At 36.1% G+C, this 15,426-nt stretch carries 16 protein-coding genes; all 16 read right to left on the reverse strand.

All coding sequences use genetic code 11. The features are described 5' to 3' along the window. Window positions 1–3 precede the first annotated feature (3 nt). Window positions 4–819: a distal tail protein Dit gene (locus tag JIN86_RS18295; RefSeq protein WP_202342524.1), complete on the reverse strand. Its 816-nt coding sequence runs from the start codon at window positions 817–819 to the stop codon at window positions 4–6. Then, window positions 816–1,037 carry a hypothetical protein gene (locus JIN86_RS18300; RefSeq protein ID WP_202342525.1) on the reverse strand — a complete coding sequence of 74 codons (222 nt, stop codon included), beginning with the start codon at window positions 1,035–1,037 and terminating at the stop codon, window positions 816–818. The genes JIN86_RS18295 and JIN86_RS18300 overlap by 4 nt, the downstream gene beginning before the upstream one ends. Then, complete coding sequence (locus JIN86_RS18305) at window positions 1,012–3,045, reverse strand: phage tail protein (protein WP_202342526.1); 2,034 nt, start codon at window positions 3,043–3,045, stop codon at window positions 1,012–1,014. Before JIN86_RS18305 ends, JIN86_RS18300 begins: the two co-directional genes overlap by 26 nt. Next, entirely contained in the window at window positions 3,045–7,484 is a 4,440-nt protein-coding gene (locus JIN86_RS18310; protein WP_202342527.1) for a hypothetical protein, read from the reverse strand. The genes JIN86_RS18305 and JIN86_RS18310 overlap by 1 nt, the downstream gene beginning before the upstream one ends. Window positions 7,485–7,748: 264 nt before the next feature. Further along, window positions 7,749–8,102 (reverse strand): hypothetical protein, encoded by a 354-nt coding sequence (locus JIN86_RS18315; protein WP_202342528.1) that lies wholly within the window; start codon window positions 8,100–8,102, stop codon window positions 7,749–7,751. A 25-nt stretch (window positions 8,103–8,127) separates the two neighbouring features. Beyond that, entirely contained in the window at window positions 8,128–8,745 is a 618-nt protein-coding gene (locus JIN86_RS18320; protein ID WP_237497351.1) for a major tail protein, read from the reverse strand. A gap of 14 nt (window positions 8,746–8,759) precedes the next feature. Next, window positions 8,760–9,077 carry a hypothetical protein gene (locus JIN86_RS18325; protein WP_202342529.1) on the reverse strand — a complete coding sequence of 106 codons (318 nt, stop codon included), beginning with the start codon at window positions 9,075–9,077 and terminating at the stop codon, window positions 8,760–8,762. Next, complete coding sequence (locus JIN86_RS18330) at window positions 9,074–9,421, reverse strand: HK97 gp10 family phage protein (protein ID WP_202342612.1); 348 nt, start codon at window positions 9,419–9,421, stop codon at window positions 9,074–9,076. The genes JIN86_RS18325 and JIN86_RS18330 overlap by 4 nt, the downstream gene beginning before the upstream one ends. Before the next feature lie 13 nt (window positions 9,422–9,434). Beyond that, on the reverse strand, window positions 9,435–9,800 hold the full coding sequence (locus JIN86_RS18335) for a phage head closure protein (RefSeq protein WP_202342530.1): 366 nt from the start codon (window positions 9,798–9,800) through the stop codon (window positions 9,435–9,437). Then, window positions 9,787–10,086, reverse strand: a complete 300-nt coding sequence (locus JIN86_RS18340) for a hypothetical protein (protein ID WP_202342531.1) — start codon at window positions 10,084–10,086, stop codon at window positions 9,787–9,789. The genes JIN86_RS18335 and JIN86_RS18340 overlap by 14 nt, the downstream gene beginning before the upstream one ends. Then, entirely contained in the window at window positions 10,086–10,280 is a 195-nt protein-coding gene (locus JIN86_RS18345) for a termination factor Rho (protein ID WP_202342532.1), read from the reverse strand. Before JIN86_RS18345 ends, JIN86_RS18340 begins: the two co-directional genes overlap by 1 nt. A 36-nt stretch (window positions 10,281–10,316) precedes the next feature. After that, entirely contained in the window at window positions 10,317–11,477 is a 1,161-nt protein-coding gene (locus JIN86_RS18350) for a phage major capsid protein (protein WP_202342533.1), read from the reverse strand. A 25-nt stretch (window positions 11,478–11,502) separates the two neighbouring features. Continuing rightward, window positions 11,503–12,198: a head maturation protease, ClpP-related gene (locus JIN86_RS18355; RefSeq protein ID WP_202342534.1), complete on the reverse strand. Its 696-nt coding sequence runs from the start codon at window positions 12,196–12,198 to the stop codon at window positions 11,503–11,505. Beyond that, the gene (locus JIN86_RS18360) at window positions 12,188–13,288 is read right to left on the reverse strand and encodes a phage portal protein (protein ID WP_202342535.1); all 1,101 of its coding nucleotides are present in this window, start codon (window positions 13,286–13,288) and stop codon (window positions 12,188–12,190) included. Before JIN86_RS18360 ends, JIN86_RS18355 begins: the two co-directional genes overlap by 11 nt. A 77-nt stretch (window positions 13,289–13,365) precedes the next feature. Continuing rightward, on the reverse strand, window positions 13,366–15,078 hold the full coding sequence (locus JIN86_RS18365; protein WP_202342536.1) for a terminase large subunit domain-containing protein: 1,713 nt from the start codon (window positions 15,076–15,078) through the stop codon (window positions 13,366–13,368). Next, window positions 15,075–15,404, reverse strand: coding sequence for a P27 family phage terminase small subunit (locus tag JIN86_RS18370; protein ID WP_202342537.1), 330 nt, complete (start codon window positions 15,402–15,404; stop codon window positions 15,075–15,077). Before JIN86_RS18370 ends, JIN86_RS18365 begins: the two co-directional genes overlap by 4 nt. Window positions 15,405–15,426 lie beyond the last annotated feature (22 nt).

Genomic DNA, 15,426 nt, shown 5'->3' on the forward strand with positions numbered 1-15,426 from the left:
CCCCTATTTGTATAAAAATCTGAAATCAAAAACGACACTGTCTACAGTGCCGCCTTCCACAGTTATTGAATTATCTCCTGGTATCAAAGTTAGAAGTTTATGATGCGTATGCTTAAATGCACTAAGGCTATTTTTTAAAGTCCTGATACCTGATAATCGTAAAGTATCTGTGGAGGACAAAGGATTGTTGAATCTGTAAACATCACCAGTAGTATTGTTTTTGATTTGTACATAGCTACTAAAATTACCCTTCAACGTTATTTCTAAAGTTGCTTGGCGTGGATCAATAGCCTGATTACCGATGTTTTTCACAACAAAATTGTTTGAGTTGAATGTGTAATTGTATTGAGTATCGTAATCAATTCCTGAACCAAATCCCCATAAATCCTCATCCCATTCACCATGGTTTTGCAAATCGAGTGAAGTACCTACTGATTCAGCAAACAAGTCATCCATTCTAAATGAAATATCAAAGCTGTTCATGTGTTGGTTCGGCTCCATTTCTAACTGTTGCGCTAAACGTACTTTATATAGCTTCCAATGCTCTCTTTTGAAGATGATATAAAAAGGTTCATCCCTAGCAAAAAGTGCGTTTAAATCGTCTCGTAGAAGGTAATAACCATATATGTCTTGGACAATATACAAAAGTGTTACAGTTAATACCCGTTGTTGATATTGAGTGCCTACTACTAAACTTCCTCTGCCCTCCACACTTTCAATAACATGATTAACATCTAAAGAAGGTATACGATGAAATAGTCGTTTTAGGTTATAGTCCTGTATGTCTTTCTTGGTGCCATCTAAAAATTGAATAATCATGACAACACCCCTTTTTTTGCTATCTTGATTTTACGTAAATCACTAGCCATTTTTTGACGTAATCGAAGATCATTCTTTTTATTTGATTCAGTGATAACCATCGATTTTAGATACCTTTCTTTCTTGCGTTCTGTATCTAATAATTGCTTTGTTTCTAAGTTATCAACATAAAAGACCTCGATTTTTCCATCACTAGTTTTGCGAAGCGTTTTGTACAATACCCTCTACCTCGCTTTCATGTGTTAATTCCAGACGAACATCTTCATAACCTTTTCGTTTTGCTTTGATTTCGCAGACAAATGGAATATCATCACCGCGAACAATAAATTGATCTGGTGTCATTGTATCTAGATCAACATAAATTGATCCTTTTCCATAAGGTGTGAGAAAGACTTCATAATCAATATTTGTATTTACTGTTTCTTTAAATAGCGATTCAATTACGACTACGCATTCTCCATCCACAACTTTACCTCTGACAACGTCACCGAAGAAGTACTCCGCTGTTTCATAGGCTGAAACATTAACATAACCTAAACTTGTTGGCACCTTTGCGTTTTTACTTCCACTAACAGAAAAATCGCCAATTACATCAACACCACCATTAAGCGCCCATATTTCAAGTGGAGCTCCGTTACTTGATAGCATTGTACGGTCACTGTAAGCTTGCAATCGAGCGTCAACGGAACCTGATTGAACAGTTAACCCAGCGTAACCATCCCATTCCATTGTATTTATGAGTATTTTTGCATCACGATTGGTAGCTTCAAATTTTGAACCTTCCATGTATATACGCGGGTTTAGAAGGTTACTGTCAGTTTGTATACCGAAACCTGTAAGTAAACTAGCAATTAATTTTACTACCTCTATACTATTGGTAGTGATTCTTCCACCATCAATTGTTGTAACGCCTTCGTTGTTAATAGCTCGAATTAAACCTGTTACATCGATATTGTTGGCTTTTAATTGACCGATGGCTCCTGCTGATAATACAAATCCATCTGCTGTAATTGCCTCGCGGAATGTAGCTCCGCCGTTGTCACTAATACCAATACCTTTAGAATTGATAAGTACCAATCGATTAGGATTTGAAGTATCACGAGCAATAATGCCGTTATCGAATATAAGCTCTGTCATTGCTGATGTTAAGGCTTCTGTTGCACGTATAACAGCATCATCTAAAACATTGTATGGTAGTTTTTGTTGACCATTTAGAATTGCATCCACATTGTCTTTCGTCTTCTGGAAGCCAGCCATTTCACTTACAAAATTGTTCTGGAAGTTTCCGAATACATATTCAGCAGGCTTTGATGATTCAGGATAATCAACAATTTCTAGTACCCGGGCAATGCTATCAATATTTAAAGGATCATGAATAACGAAAAGTCTGTCACCTTCATTAAGTTGTTCTGTAAGTACGCCCATCTTCTTCATCTCCAAAGAATCAACTTTAAAGCTGAATTGTGGCTCGTCTATTATTTCAGATTTAATACGCTCCAACAATTCACTGTGGACGGTATATCGTTCGTCATAGACTGGCTTTGCATCACGAATTCCATAAATTGCAGCATTAGGCGAAATGTATTCAGCAGTTACAACATAACTTCCATCTTCATTTTTCTTTCCAAAACCTCGAATACGAGTAGAAAGATTGTTTGTATTTACGTACTTTTCTAAGGTCTTAATGTTGTACCCATAACGAATTTGTATTTCAGTATCTGTACCAATTTGGCGATAGAATTTTAAGTGCTTATTATTAATTTGCACTTCAGCGCCAAATACATCTAATGCTTTTTGGACAAGACTTAAAGAATTATCTTCGCCAAACTTTTCAAATACTGCGCTAGCAAATGAATCAATAACCTCGAACGTGTAGCCTGTTCCATCTAAAGCAAATGTTAAACATGACTGTAGGTGTTGTGTATTTTCCAAGTAATCATATTTATACGTATCAACTAAATCAAAAAAGATGTGAGAGGCTTGTACTGTTTTGATAGGTGTCACACCTGCAAGTACTTCCGTCACATCTTTTATTCGATATTGTTGTGAGTCGTATTCAACAATGCTTTCTTCTTCCACAAGTGAATATGCATGTTGATTCTTTTCAGTTTTTAAAAGGGTGAATGATAATGAATAATCACCATTTACCTTTCTAGTTCTTTTTAAACTATTACTAATGAAATCGACTAGCAATTCAGTTTCACCAGCCAAATTTGTGACAATCATCATTTCACCCCATTTAACCTTAATTCAGAATTGTAATTATTACCCATGATGTTTGTTACGAAAGGAGTGACAGCTCTAGCTACCTGTTGTCCTTCCATATTAATAATCGTTTCAACAGGTCTTGAAGCTAATTGAGTAATAGCAGCAATTAACCCTGATAAATCTGTGTTATTTGATTGATTTATAATTTGTTGCTGCGCTACCTGATTCGCTTGCGACTTATTTGCGCTACTCGCTAATGAACCATACACATTGTTCATGGCATTGTTTAATCTGTTTTGCGATTGTTCAATGCCTTTAATTAGGCCCTCGTTAATGTTAACCCCGAACCCCATCATTACACGTGAAGGACTGTGGATGTCCAATGCTGATTGGATTGTCTTTTTAACAGAGTTAGCAATATCTAAAGCTTTACTTTTAATTGCATTAGATGTGGAAGACAAACCTTTTAATAATCCATTACCAGCATCCATCCCTATTTGTTCAAGTGATGACAATTCTGTGGATGTAGATTGAGTTAATGAAATAATCTTCGCATTCCATTCTCTTTCAAGAGTAGTTAGTTGTTTATTAGCTGCATCTCTTAGACCCTTAATTTGCTTATCTGTATCATCCTTCATGCCTTTTAATTCAGTTTCAGCTTGTGTACGAGCAAGTTTAGCTTTCTCTTTATACAAATCACTGTACTGTTGTAATTGTTGATCTGTAAGCTGATTAAGAGCAATTAATTGTGGTAAAGCATTTGGACCCATTTGACGTAATTCTTCAATTAGCCCTTTATCAATCGCTCGAGCAGAAATCTTTTCAATTTCCTGTTGCCACAACTTGAATCCATCTACTTGTGAAAATAAATTTGCAATCAATTGTTCACCAGTAACATCTATTTCAAGACTGAATGAATCGAAAAGCCCCTTCCAAGATAAAAGAGACTGGGAGCGTTTATCTAATGCATCTTCATACGCTTTGGTTAAAGCTTCTTCACTCTTAATCAAGTCTTCATTGATCTTCATCACTTGACCAGAGTAATCAGCATTAATAGCTGTGATTTCTTTATTAACTGCTTCTACAGCCTTTTTATATTCCTGTTGAGCTTTAATGCGTTCATCTGTGCCCTCCACAAACAATTCAAGTGACTGCTCCCAGATTTTCGCTTCTTCCAATAATGACAACTGTTCTAAGGACTTCTTGTCATCTACATATTTCTTAATTACATCAAGGTATTCTTTTTCGGACTTCTCCACTAAAGCTTTATATTTCTTGTTGAAATCTTGGTCGGCTTTAATCTTGTTATCTCTATACGAAGCCTCTAATAATGCAATATCCTGTAACTCTTTTTGAGTTAGCTTACGTTTCTTTTTAGCAGCGTTGTTCTGAATCTTATAGATTTTTTCTAACGTTTTATCATTTTTATCTTCATTCTTTTTGTTAAACTCATCAATTAAATTTGTATATTCTTTTTGATAGTTTTTAGAAACAGCAAGGATACCATCACCAATATCAGACATAGCTTTATTGACCCTAGGACTAGAATCATCTAAACCAATAGCCATACCTTCACCAGTCCATAAACCAATTTGCTTGAATACCTTTGAAGGTGAAGCAATACCAAGCATTTTTTTAGCTTTATTTACTACGCCATCCACAACGCCAGTAATTGATTCAATAGCATTAACTGACATAGCAGTTATACCTTTAATGAGACCATTTATGATGTCTTTACCAATTGAAATAAATTGAGCAGGTAATGATTTAACTTTCTCTACCATGCCATCTCTTACTTCTGTTATTTTGTTAACAACATTCGTCTTCATAGTAGAGATGGTATTAACAAAATTAGTCGCTAAATTCTTCACAAAATTGATTACTGAAGTAACCATATTAGATACAATTGATTTCGCTGAATTTCCTAAATTAGTGAAGAAAGAAACCGAACTAGTCCAAGTATTTTTAACTGAATTTATTGCATTTGTAGCTAAATTTTTAAAGAAGTTAATTACTCCTGATGAGAAGCTAGAAACTGTGGAAGACACCTGCGAACCCATTGAAGTAAAGAATTTTGCTATATCATCCCACATGCCTTTTAGTAGATTAACGCCTGTTTTAGCAAGGTTAGTGACAATCGTTTTGATACCACCAAAGAATGATAGTGTCATCCAGCCAACAACAAGATCAATGGCCCCTTTAAATATTTGTTTAACGCCTTCCCACATTTTTGAAAAGTCACCTGTAAATAATCCGCTGAATACTTTAATCGCACCCATAATGACATTTAAAGCACCATCAATGACTTGTTTAATGGCATTCCACACAGTTTCAATTACAAACTTCACAGCAGGCATTACAAACTCAATAACAGCCTTTATGCCATTAAATACGTTCTCTACAGCTTGTAATATTTGAGTACCGTTTTGATCCCAGAACTGTTTAATCTGTGCTATTTTTTCACCAATAAAAGAAGCCACTGTTTCAAATACAGTGACTGCTACATCCTTAATTGCTTGGAATACATTATTTACATTTTCTCTAAATGTTTCAGAGTTTTGATATGCAGCCACAAGGGCTACACCAAGCCCTACTATTGCGGCAACTACTAAAGTAATCGGAGAAGCTATAGCGCCAATTATTGCTGCTAATGCGGGCCACGCGGTGACGAGTCCACCAATCGCTGGCATTAATGCAGCAAAAGCTCCTGCTAAGATACCTACTACAGCTACAATCGCCACAATTGCTGCTGTTAATGCAGCATTATTACTTACCCATTCGGCTATTTTTGCTATAAAGTTTGCTACTGCTGTTAATAAAGGAGCCAATGTAGTTTGTAAATCTGCAAAAGCTTGTTTCATTAAAACAGTTGGATCTTGATTCATTTTTTGAAAGGCCGCATTAACTTCTTCTTGATTTTGAGCAGTTTTATCCTGTGCTTCAGCTAGACCTTGAAAAACAGAAATCATATTTTGACCTTGGTCTTCCCATTTAGTTGCAAAAACAGCTGTAGCTAAGTCGTTTTTTGCAGTGCCTTCTTCCATTTCATCAAGGTAGGTTACAACCTCTGCCATAGCCTTTGAGCCCTCTTTACCACCTTTGGCAACAGCTTTTCCCCATGCTAAAAACTTTTCTTCTGAAAGACCAGCATTTTTCAATACAGGTTCAAGTGCTTTCGGAATTTCTGTGCCAAATGTAGCCATTTGCAGACGTGCTTCTTTAACGCCATCATTTAAGTTATCAATATTCCAAGTTTTTGTATCAATGCCTTTTTCAAAAATAGATTGTATTTCTGCAACACTAAACCCAGCTTCTTTCATCTGTGTTGTATATTCAGCAATAGTGTCTAATTGTTCGGGTGGGAAACCTGCTTTTAAAAGTGCATTTGTAAGTGCCAAGGCTTTTTCGTTTGAAATTTCAATTGCTGCACCTATTTCATTTACTTCTTGTACTAATTCAATAAAATCAATTCCTGCATAAGATTTTGCAACAACTCCTGCTCCTTTTGCAATGGCCGCATTTGTTTCATCTGATGCATCTTTATTTAATGCCCATTGACGGCGCACTCCTTCTAGCGCTTCTTCGCCATCCACACCATATGCTTCAATAGTTTTAATAACATCACGGATTGACGCTTTACTTTCTTCAGGCACATCAAATGTAATGTCAATTTTAGTGTTCAGGGTTGATACATCTAAAGCTTGTTGTACAACCCCTGCAATACCTCCACCAGCAGCTAATCCTGCAACGACACCTGATAATTCTTGACCAAATCCATTAACAGCTTCTTCTGCTTGATTAGCTTCTTGAGTGATTCTTGCTAACTCTTGTCTAACACCACTCAAATCTGCACCTTGAGCTGCTCTACGCAACGCTTCCCTCATTTGATCGATATCTACGCCTGCACCTAAAGCATGTTGGCCCATTAAGCGTAAAGCACGGTTCATCTGGTCAGTTGTGGCCGAACCATCACGAATTGCATTTGTTAAGCGTGTTCCTAATAAGTCAGCGAATTGATTAACATCAGTGCCAGTAGCTTGGAAAAACGCTGATAATTCACCTGTCGTACGTGCTAACCGGTCTTGCTCATTAGCTGTGCTAGCCATTTGAGCATTGTATCGTTGCATTTGTGCTTCTGTAGTCGCTAGTTCGCGTTGAAAAGCTCGGTACTGTTCAGCTCCTATTTCACCATTCCTAAATTGGGTCTCAACCTGTGATTGAGCTTCTTTTAGGACATCTAATTTTTGACTCGTATTGTGAATTTGTTCTGCTAAAAGTTGCTGTTTTTGAGCAATCAATTCGGCATTACCTGGATCGAATTTTAAAGCACGCTCAACTTCTCTTAATTCACTAGTTACCTTGTTACTTTCTTTATTAACATCCTTTAACGCATCCGTAAGCCCTGTTGTATCACCGTTTAATTCAATTGTAATACCTTTTAATCGAGTATTTGCCATTACCATCACCTACCTTTTGAACAAATAAAAAACACCTGCCAAAAGGCAAGTGTTAAAACATATCGAAATCCGCTTGTGAAGCCTGACGGACTTTTCGCTTTTCTTTATTTGGATTTTTTGTTTCTAAATATGTGTCAATGTAATCTAAGCACATTCCGAATGTCATTGTTTCAAGATCATCGTGTGTAAGACCACATTCTTTGCAAAGAACTAAAAATTGTTCGGTGCTAATTTCTCCAGATGAACTATTAGCACCGTTATTAGTTACTTTTTTTTAGAACCAATCGTTTTTTCAAGTAAACCTTGTAATGGCTCGATAATTTCAAGGATTGGGAACTCATCAAACGTTTCTAGCCAAGACAATGGATCCGGAATTGTATTGTTTGCAGTTTTGGCGAACACCCATGCAATATCATAAAACATATTGAAATCAATGTTATCGCGCATCCAAACAACTTTTTCGCTTTCTGTCATGTCATCAAACTTTTTCTCTGTAACTCCCAAACTTAAAATATCTTTCAACATATCGCGTTGAAATTGCATCATGTAACGTTTTGCAACTGCACCATTTGATTTAAAAGGTATTTCTTTACCATCGATAGTTAATGTAATTTCCATCTATTTGCCCTCCACAGTTCAATTATTAAGGTGTTGGTACTACTGTTGGTTCAAATACTTTAGTGTACCAAGCGTTATAAATTTCATCTGTTGTTGTAGCTGTTGTGCTACGTTTAACAACACCATCAGCATTTGGTGAAGCTGTAAATGATAATTCTGATGTTCCGGGTTCAATTGATTCACCTTTCGTTTCAGAGCCTTGTGATGGACGTGCGGCTGTGCAATTGTACAATACATGACGCGTTGCTTTTACATCACCATCAAATTCAAACATCATAGCAAATTGCTTTGGTTTTGCTGTAGTTGTTTCAGTTAAAATACCGTCTTCGCTCAAATCATCACCTAAAATTTTTGTACGGAATTCAAGTGGAATTTCTGCCACTTCATACGTACCTTCATATCCGTTATTTGATACAGACACATAATATGCACTGTCATCAGCGTAGAAAGGTGTAGTTTCACCCAAAGGTTCTAACGTAAGGGAAACAGCACCAGGGAATTTAATTGGTGTACCAAATGTAATAACTCCGCCTGTTTCAGTGATAGGTGCAAAATGTACATTTTTTACACCATAACGTACTTTGTTTTCAGCAAACGTTTGAATATTTAATGGCATCAACATCGGATATTTATTTTCTTTCATGTATATCGCTCCTTTTAATTAACTAAAGTAATTGAATATGTGCATTTAAAAACTCCCTCGTCTCTGATGAATAATTCATCGTAAGACCAAGGGAGTTCGTTTTCATTTAACATATCTTCGATTTTCTTTTCTGCTGTTAGATCTTTATCTATTACATACAATTCAATATCAACATAGTTGATCTTTGATAATACTTTATTGTCAGCACTGAATGTATCGCCATCCACAACTAAGTAGCAGATGAAGGGAGGTGCTTGTGCTGATTTAAAATGTGAGTAAGCTACTGGATAACCAAGTGCTACTAACTTTTGCGCTAGTTCAGGTAACGTCACCCTCTTATCGCCTCCTCAACACCTTGGATAAATTCATCAATCATTTCTTCCTCAACAGGCCTTATATGAACCTTGGCAGGTACACGACCGCCTCCAACTTTCGCATGACCTTTTTCAAGTAAATGAGTAAGTTGATAACGAGTAGCATTGTGGACGACCCAACTTTTCCCTACTTTTTTTGCTCTCCATCCTTTTCGATATGAGCCTGATTTTATAGGGCTGTTAGCTTTTAATCTAAGTGCGCCTTCTTTTGCTACCTTTTCAGCTACTTTTTCTATTTCTTCACCAACACCATGAGCATAGTTTGCTAGAGTACGGTTTATTTCTGCAGCAAGATCGTTTATGTTGATAGCCATATTATGACCGCCCTTCTACAACGATTGTGACAGTAATGTTCATGTCATCATCATTTAGAGCGCTTTTAACATCATATATAACGCCATTTTGAACCACTTCAAAACTCGTATGCTCACTATCAATAAATTCATCTAGTGATTTAGCATACTTTAATACATAACGTTTCTCGACTTTTGTTTGCTCTCTTCCAGCCCCCATTATTTCGCTACCTTTTAGCGTTTTAATCATGGCCCAATAGCGTCCGTAGTCCTCAAACGTTTCAATTTCCTGCATTAATTCATCTGTGGTTAAAGTGCGTTTACGAATTAAAATACGATGACGATACAAGCCGCTGTGGTTGTTTTCGTTGTATCTAAACTGTTTCATCTACTTCACTACTTTCGAGTGCTTTAGCAATGTTAAGGTTGTTTAATTGAGTTAGAAAGTTACTGTGGAAATATTCTAGTGCATCGTTATAAACATAGCGAGAACGCTCGAATACAAGCTCTTTAAAGACTTCGTGAGTGTTTATATCATAGTCACCACAAATGCGCTGTAAATCATCGTGAGATGCCTTTAATATGCGCTTCAAATTGTCGTCTTCATCATCACCTAAACGCATTCGAAGTTTGAATTCATTTATAATTTCTGAAGTAATAACATCCACATTCATCACTCCTTATCTTTAGGAGTTTCTGTGACTTCCTCAATGAAGATTTGTTGGTACTTATTTTTCGTTGTCGATAATTCTTCAAGTCGTGCTTTAGTCGCCTTCTTGCCCTCCACAGGATAATTATCACCAACCTCATAGATATGTCCGTCATGTTTCAATTCCTTAAAACGACGAACCACTTTATGTTGTGCCATTCTATTCCTCCTTTTAAATACTAAAGACCCCTTAAATTAAGGAGTCTCTACTGGTACTGGAAATTTAACATCTAGATCATAAACTAATGCTGCTTTATTATCTTTAGGTCGACCATTAGCAAAACGCTTGATTGTGTAAAGTGTCGCATCTTCCATAGCTAAAGTTTGATCAAACTTTTTAAGTTTATAATCGCCCGCAATAGCGGCGATATATTCGCCTTGTACCATGAATAGAACTTTACCTACAGGAATTTCTTCTGAATCAGCAACTGTTAAGTTGTATGGTAAATTCATGACGAATACACCAGAATCATTCTGAATCGTGTGACGAGCCTGTACAGCTAATGCATCGATAGGATTCAGTACCATAACAACTTTATTTAAGATTTTACGGAACTTACCTTTTGCATCAGTTGATAAGTTTTTAAGTACACCATATAACTCACCAACCACTACTTCACCACGCTCTGATGGTGCAAAAGTTAATGTACCACTTGACGTTTTATCAGTAACAGCACCAGTTGTTGGATCCACGTCTTTCATTAAACCAACTGGTTCATTCTGTACTGGACCACGGCCATTCACTAAACCATATTCTAAGCCTGCAGCTAATGCCTCAATTAATAACGTTACCATGTAACGATCAACCCACACTGGACCAAGTTCTAACATATCGTTAGGAATGGCACCGAATGCTGTTAGTTTAAGTTGAGTGATTTTTTCATCACGGAATGCCGCATTTACTTGTCCACTAATTTCACCGAAAATTTCCTTCCAAGCATATGCAAGAGTCGGATCAGAATAAATGAATTTAGTTGCTGCACCTAAGTCCTGTAATCCAATAGCAGCTAATAATGGACGTACTTTTGTTAAGCCTTCAAATACTCGCTCCTGTACAGATTCAGGGAAAACTGATTCATCATTAAATCCACCATCTGCTACAACTTTGTTATAAAACGCTGTTTCTTCTGAAGTTAAAATGTGATTACCGCGTGCTACTAAAATTTGAGTATCATTTGCTTCATTTCGTGCTTCAGCAGTAATTTTTTCAGACAAATCATTTTGTAATGCAGTAAACATTTCATCTACAGCATTTTGTAATTGTTCTGGTGTTGCATTTTCATTGTTCAATAAATCTGTATAAGCTTTCTTTTTTGCTTTAAAATTTTCCATTTGTCCTTTTAATTTAATCGTCATTTGCGATTACCTCCGTTTTTAAGTATTAAAAAAAGAACCCTTTACGTTTAGCAGCAATTTGCGGCTGGTTAGGTTCCTCTTTTGATTTATTTAATTGAGATTGCAATTGAATTACTTGATTCTCTAAATCACTAACTTTCTGTAGTAATTCGTTGTCTTCCACAGTTGAAGTGGCAGCAAGTGCATTGTTAAATTCTTGTGCTTTATTAGAGAACATTTCTGACTCTACTTCTTCAGCTTTACCATCGATAATTTCATCGATAAAGCCATATTCCTTAGCAACTTTAGCTGACATGTATTTTTCTTCATCAAGTAACTGTTTTACTGTTTCTTCGTCTACACGATGTGTATATGATGCTAAAACAGATTCACCAATACTCTCTAAGTCATCTGCTACTTTACGTAACTGTTTAGCGTTACCTGCTGCATAAGTCCATGCATGATGGATCATTAATTGAGTGTTTGAATACATCTTAACTATATCTGCGCCCATAGCCATAATAGAACAAGCACTTGCCGCGATACCTGTAACGATAACTGTCACTGTACCTTTGTGAGCTCGTAATGTATTCATAATGTCGATTCCTAAGAAAACATCACCACCATAAGAGTTGACTTCAAGTGTAATATCCTCATCTTCTTTTACGTTACGCATTTTGTAATTAAAATCGTAAATAGTTGAATTCCAGCTAGTGATATCGCCTTTAATTTTATGCTTCATCCTTTTCACCTCCTCCTTCGGAATCTAATTCTTGATAATTCTTCGTGTAATAATGTTTGTTCAATCGTTCATCTGTGGAAGGCTCATCACCTAACTTAATACGAACCTCGTTTGGTGTATAAACCATACTAGCCACAAGTTTGTCTATTGCATTTGCTAATTCAAGTGGATCCATTTCAGCAACACCAAAAATTTTGATTCGTTCACCATTCATGTAATCATCTTTTTCGATTAACTTTGCATTCAATTCATCTTGAATTTTCTTGATTAATGGCTTAATACAAAACTTTATATAAGCTTTCAGAGCAGTTTCATACTCTGCCATTTCGCCATGAATTAATGTTATTGGAATGCCTAATATATTTGCCACATGACTTGTTAAATCTTTTTTTAGTTTGTCTAACTCTTCAACATGACGACTACTATTATTACCTGAAGTGATTTCTTCATAATTAAAGCCATTCGTTTGTGGTACTATGGCGAAAGCTTTATTTCGAAATGCATTGAACATGCGATCAATAAATCCTTGTAACTTCTCTCGCTTTTTTTCATCTAACGATGTATTACCATCAACACCAGCTATAGCCCTAATTTGATTAACATACATATTAGTTTCAATAATGCGACTAAACAACTCGGTATAATCCTTAAACATGCCGTCTAAGAATCTTGTGAATTTTTCATTGTTATATGAGATGTGAATGACTTCATCCATATTGAATGACTTTTTGAATTCATATCCTTTGACCATTACGTTTTTAAAAATATCTGGATAGATAGCATATTCCACACGGTCAAAACTATCAGCTATTAAAAAATCATTATTATCAGTAAAGACTACAAGCACTTCATTATCATGCAACAACTTATAAATAAAATCTTGCCAAAAGTCTGCGGCTGATTGGTCGGTGTTTGGTCTTACATTGAGTATGTAATCCCATTCACTTTTCACCTTCCTTCCATCTTTAGTAAAACGAAATTCAGATAAAGAAATTGTTCGACCAATGAAGTTTACACATGTTTCAATGGCAGTTTTTTTTAGATAAGCACGTTGTTCTACATCAATTCCGAATACACCTAAATCCCACATTTCTGTAGTCTCTTGCCCGATTTGTTTATTACGCAATATAGCATCTAAAATTACCCCAATTCATCACCCCCCTTCCTTCAAAATGCAATGCTATCTAAGAAATCAAGTACGCCATCCACATCGGTATCATCTAAATCACGCGAAGCCCACACACCATATAAGAACATCATAAAACCGTCAGTTTTTCGTTTTACTTCCTCTTTTTTTCGATAAACTTTGTTACCATTAGGAAGCCGTTTAACAAGCACGTTATTTGTGTACCATCGCATTAAGGGGTTATCTCCGAATATTACTTGTTCATTTTCAAATGCAATTTCTATTCGGGGAGCTAACAAACCACTTGCAGCATCTGGATTTCGAATAACTTCAACCTCAAAGCCTGCTGCTTCAAACAAAGGTTTAAGAATGTCCATTTTGAAATTATCCCCGACAATCTTTTTAATGTTCCAACCTTCCTGGCGCTTATCGACAAACCACTTAACAACAAGATGTGGATCCATTGTTTCAATATCCAGAACAGATAAAAGACCATCGTTTTCCCATTCGCGTATTGGCGCAAATTTACGATGATCTTTCAAATTGTTTCCTTCACCTTTTGGCTTACTGTATGCATAGTGCTTATCAGCGAACGGTTTACAAATATAAGAATGAGTGAGTTCTTTAGGAATAATGAAATTATCATTCTTTAAAAACAACAATCCCATTGCTACAAAATCACGAACAGAAGCATAATCTAAACATCCAATACACTGGCGACTTTTCAAAGTAGATAAATCATAATCTTGTTCGGTTGCTTTAATTTTCTCCCATGATGTAACGCTTTTCTCTAAATCGACTTTTGGCAAGTTCATACGCTTTGTAACAAATTCTTCGTAACCATCTGGATCATGTTCTAACTTGTTGTACTGTTTTTTTACAGTACGGAACAAAGTCTTTGCATAGTCAGACATTGGTGGATGGAACTGTGAATTTGCTTTTTGCCACATTTCCGAATTATGCATTTCCGCCTCTTCATCCAAATTACACATGAATGCAAAAAGAGCATCGTCGCGTATGCTGACATGCCCATCTAAAATGTTATCTGCTCGTTCAATTAATTTGTCTGAAAATCCTTCTCTTACATAACCATCTGATCCAACATAAAATATCCGTGGATTCGGAACTTTACCAAGTCCGGATGTAAACACATTTACTGTGGATGAATTTTCATATTGATGAATTTCCTCGAAGATCACACAGCCATCACGCAATCCATCTTTTGTAGAAGCATTAGAAGTATGATACTGGAATACAGATTTTGTGCTCTTGGATTCAATTAACGCCTTCTTATTAACGAAGTGTTCTTTCAAGGTATCATCTTTGTCGATTGTGTTATACACTTCCGTAAATGACATTTTGGCTTGCTTTTCAGAGTTCGCAACAACTGACACATTGTAATTATCAATCCCGTGCAGCTCGCTTATGAAGTAATTCGCCAACGTAGATATACGCCCTGTTTTACCACCGCCGCGCCCTTCGTAGTCTAGATGTTCATCGAATACCAAAGAACCGTCTTTGTAATACAGAAAAATAAAACACGTTTTAAACTTTTGAGTCAAAGTGAGGGGGAAGTAATACTTTTCAGTAAATGTAATGTAATTTTCAATTTGTTCTTCATCAAAATACATATCATTTGCTGTAAGTATTTCACGCTCTATCAATGCGATTAATTTAATACGTCTTTTATTTAAAATTATTTTGCCGTCACGCCATTGCTTAATAAATTCCTTGACGTACTTATGATTAATCAAATCAGACTCTTCCTGCCTTTGTCATCCACAGTTGATGAGGTAGTAGAGGGAGTAGGATCACTATCGTTTTTTATCCCAAGCGCATCTTCTAATTTCTCAATTTCTTTTGAAATAGATAATTTTGTTGCTATGGCAGGATGCTGCTTTAAAAAATTTTGTGTACCATTTTCAATTTTTATTGTTGTACCATCTTTATCAATATCGGCATCGCATTTTAAATCGATTTTTAGAAATCGTATGTAGCGATGTACTTTTGACAATTTAATTGGATCGTCGGCGTGACGAGCTATTAACTCTTTTTCGATTTTTTTTATTTCTTTATCCATGTCTCCCCCTCCCTCCTAAAAT

It is taken from the genome of Lysinibacillus sp. HST-98 (genome assembly GCF_016757845.1).
GTDB classification, from domain to species: Bacteria; Bacillota; Bacilli; order Bacillales_A; family Planococcaceae; genus Lysinibacillus; species Lysinibacillus capsici.

Excerpts from the sequence above, each read along its gene's own strand:
- JIN86_RS18295 (WP_202342524.1), bottom strand. The coding sequence starts at position 819 with ATGATTATTCAATTTTTAGATGGCACCAAGAAAGACATACAGGACTAT.
- JIN86_RS18305 (WP_202342526.1), bottom strand. The coding sequence starts at position 3,045 with ATGATTGTCACAAATTTGGCTGGTGAAACTGAATTGCTAGTCGATTTC.
- JIN86_RS18310 (WP_202342527.1), bottom strand. The coding sequence starts at position 7,484 with ATGGCAAATACTCGATTAAAAGGTATTACAATTGAATTAAACGGTGAT.
- JIN86_RS18315 (WP_202342528.1), bottom strand. The coding sequence starts at position 8,102 with ATGGAAATTACATTAACTATCGATGGTAAAGAAATACCTTTTAAATCA.
- JIN86_RS18320 (WP_237497351.1), bottom strand. The coding sequence starts at position 8,745 with ATGAAAGAAAATAAATATCCGATGTTGATGCCATTAAATATTCAAACG.
- JIN86_RS18335 (WP_202342530.1), bottom strand. The coding sequence starts at position 9,800 with ATGAAACAGTTTAGATACAACGAAAACAACCACAGCGGCTTGTATCGT.
- JIN86_RS18340 (WP_202342531.1), bottom strand. The coding sequence starts at position 10,086 with ATGAATGTGGATGTTATTACTTCAGAAATTATAAATGAATTCAAACTT.
- JIN86_RS18345 (WP_202342532.1), bottom strand. The coding sequence starts at position 10,280 with ATGGCACAACATAAAGTGGTTCGTCGTTTTAAGGAATTGAAACATGAC.
- JIN86_RS18350 (WP_202342533.1), bottom strand. The coding sequence starts at position 11,477 with ATGACGATTAAATTAAAAGGACAAATGGAAAATTTTAAAGCAAAAAAG.
- JIN86_RS18355 (WP_202342534.1), bottom strand. The coding sequence starts at position 12,198 with ATGAAGCATAAAATTAAAGGCGATATCACTAGCTGGAATTCAACTATT.
- JIN86_RS18360 (WP_202342535.1), bottom strand. The coding sequence starts at position 13,288 with ATGTGGGATTTAGGTGTATTCGGAATTGATGTAGAACAACGTGCTTAT.
- JIN86_RS18370 (WP_202342537.1), bottom strand. The coding sequence starts at position 15,404 with ATGGATAAAGAAATAAAAAAAATCGAAAAAGAGTTAATAGCTCGTCAC.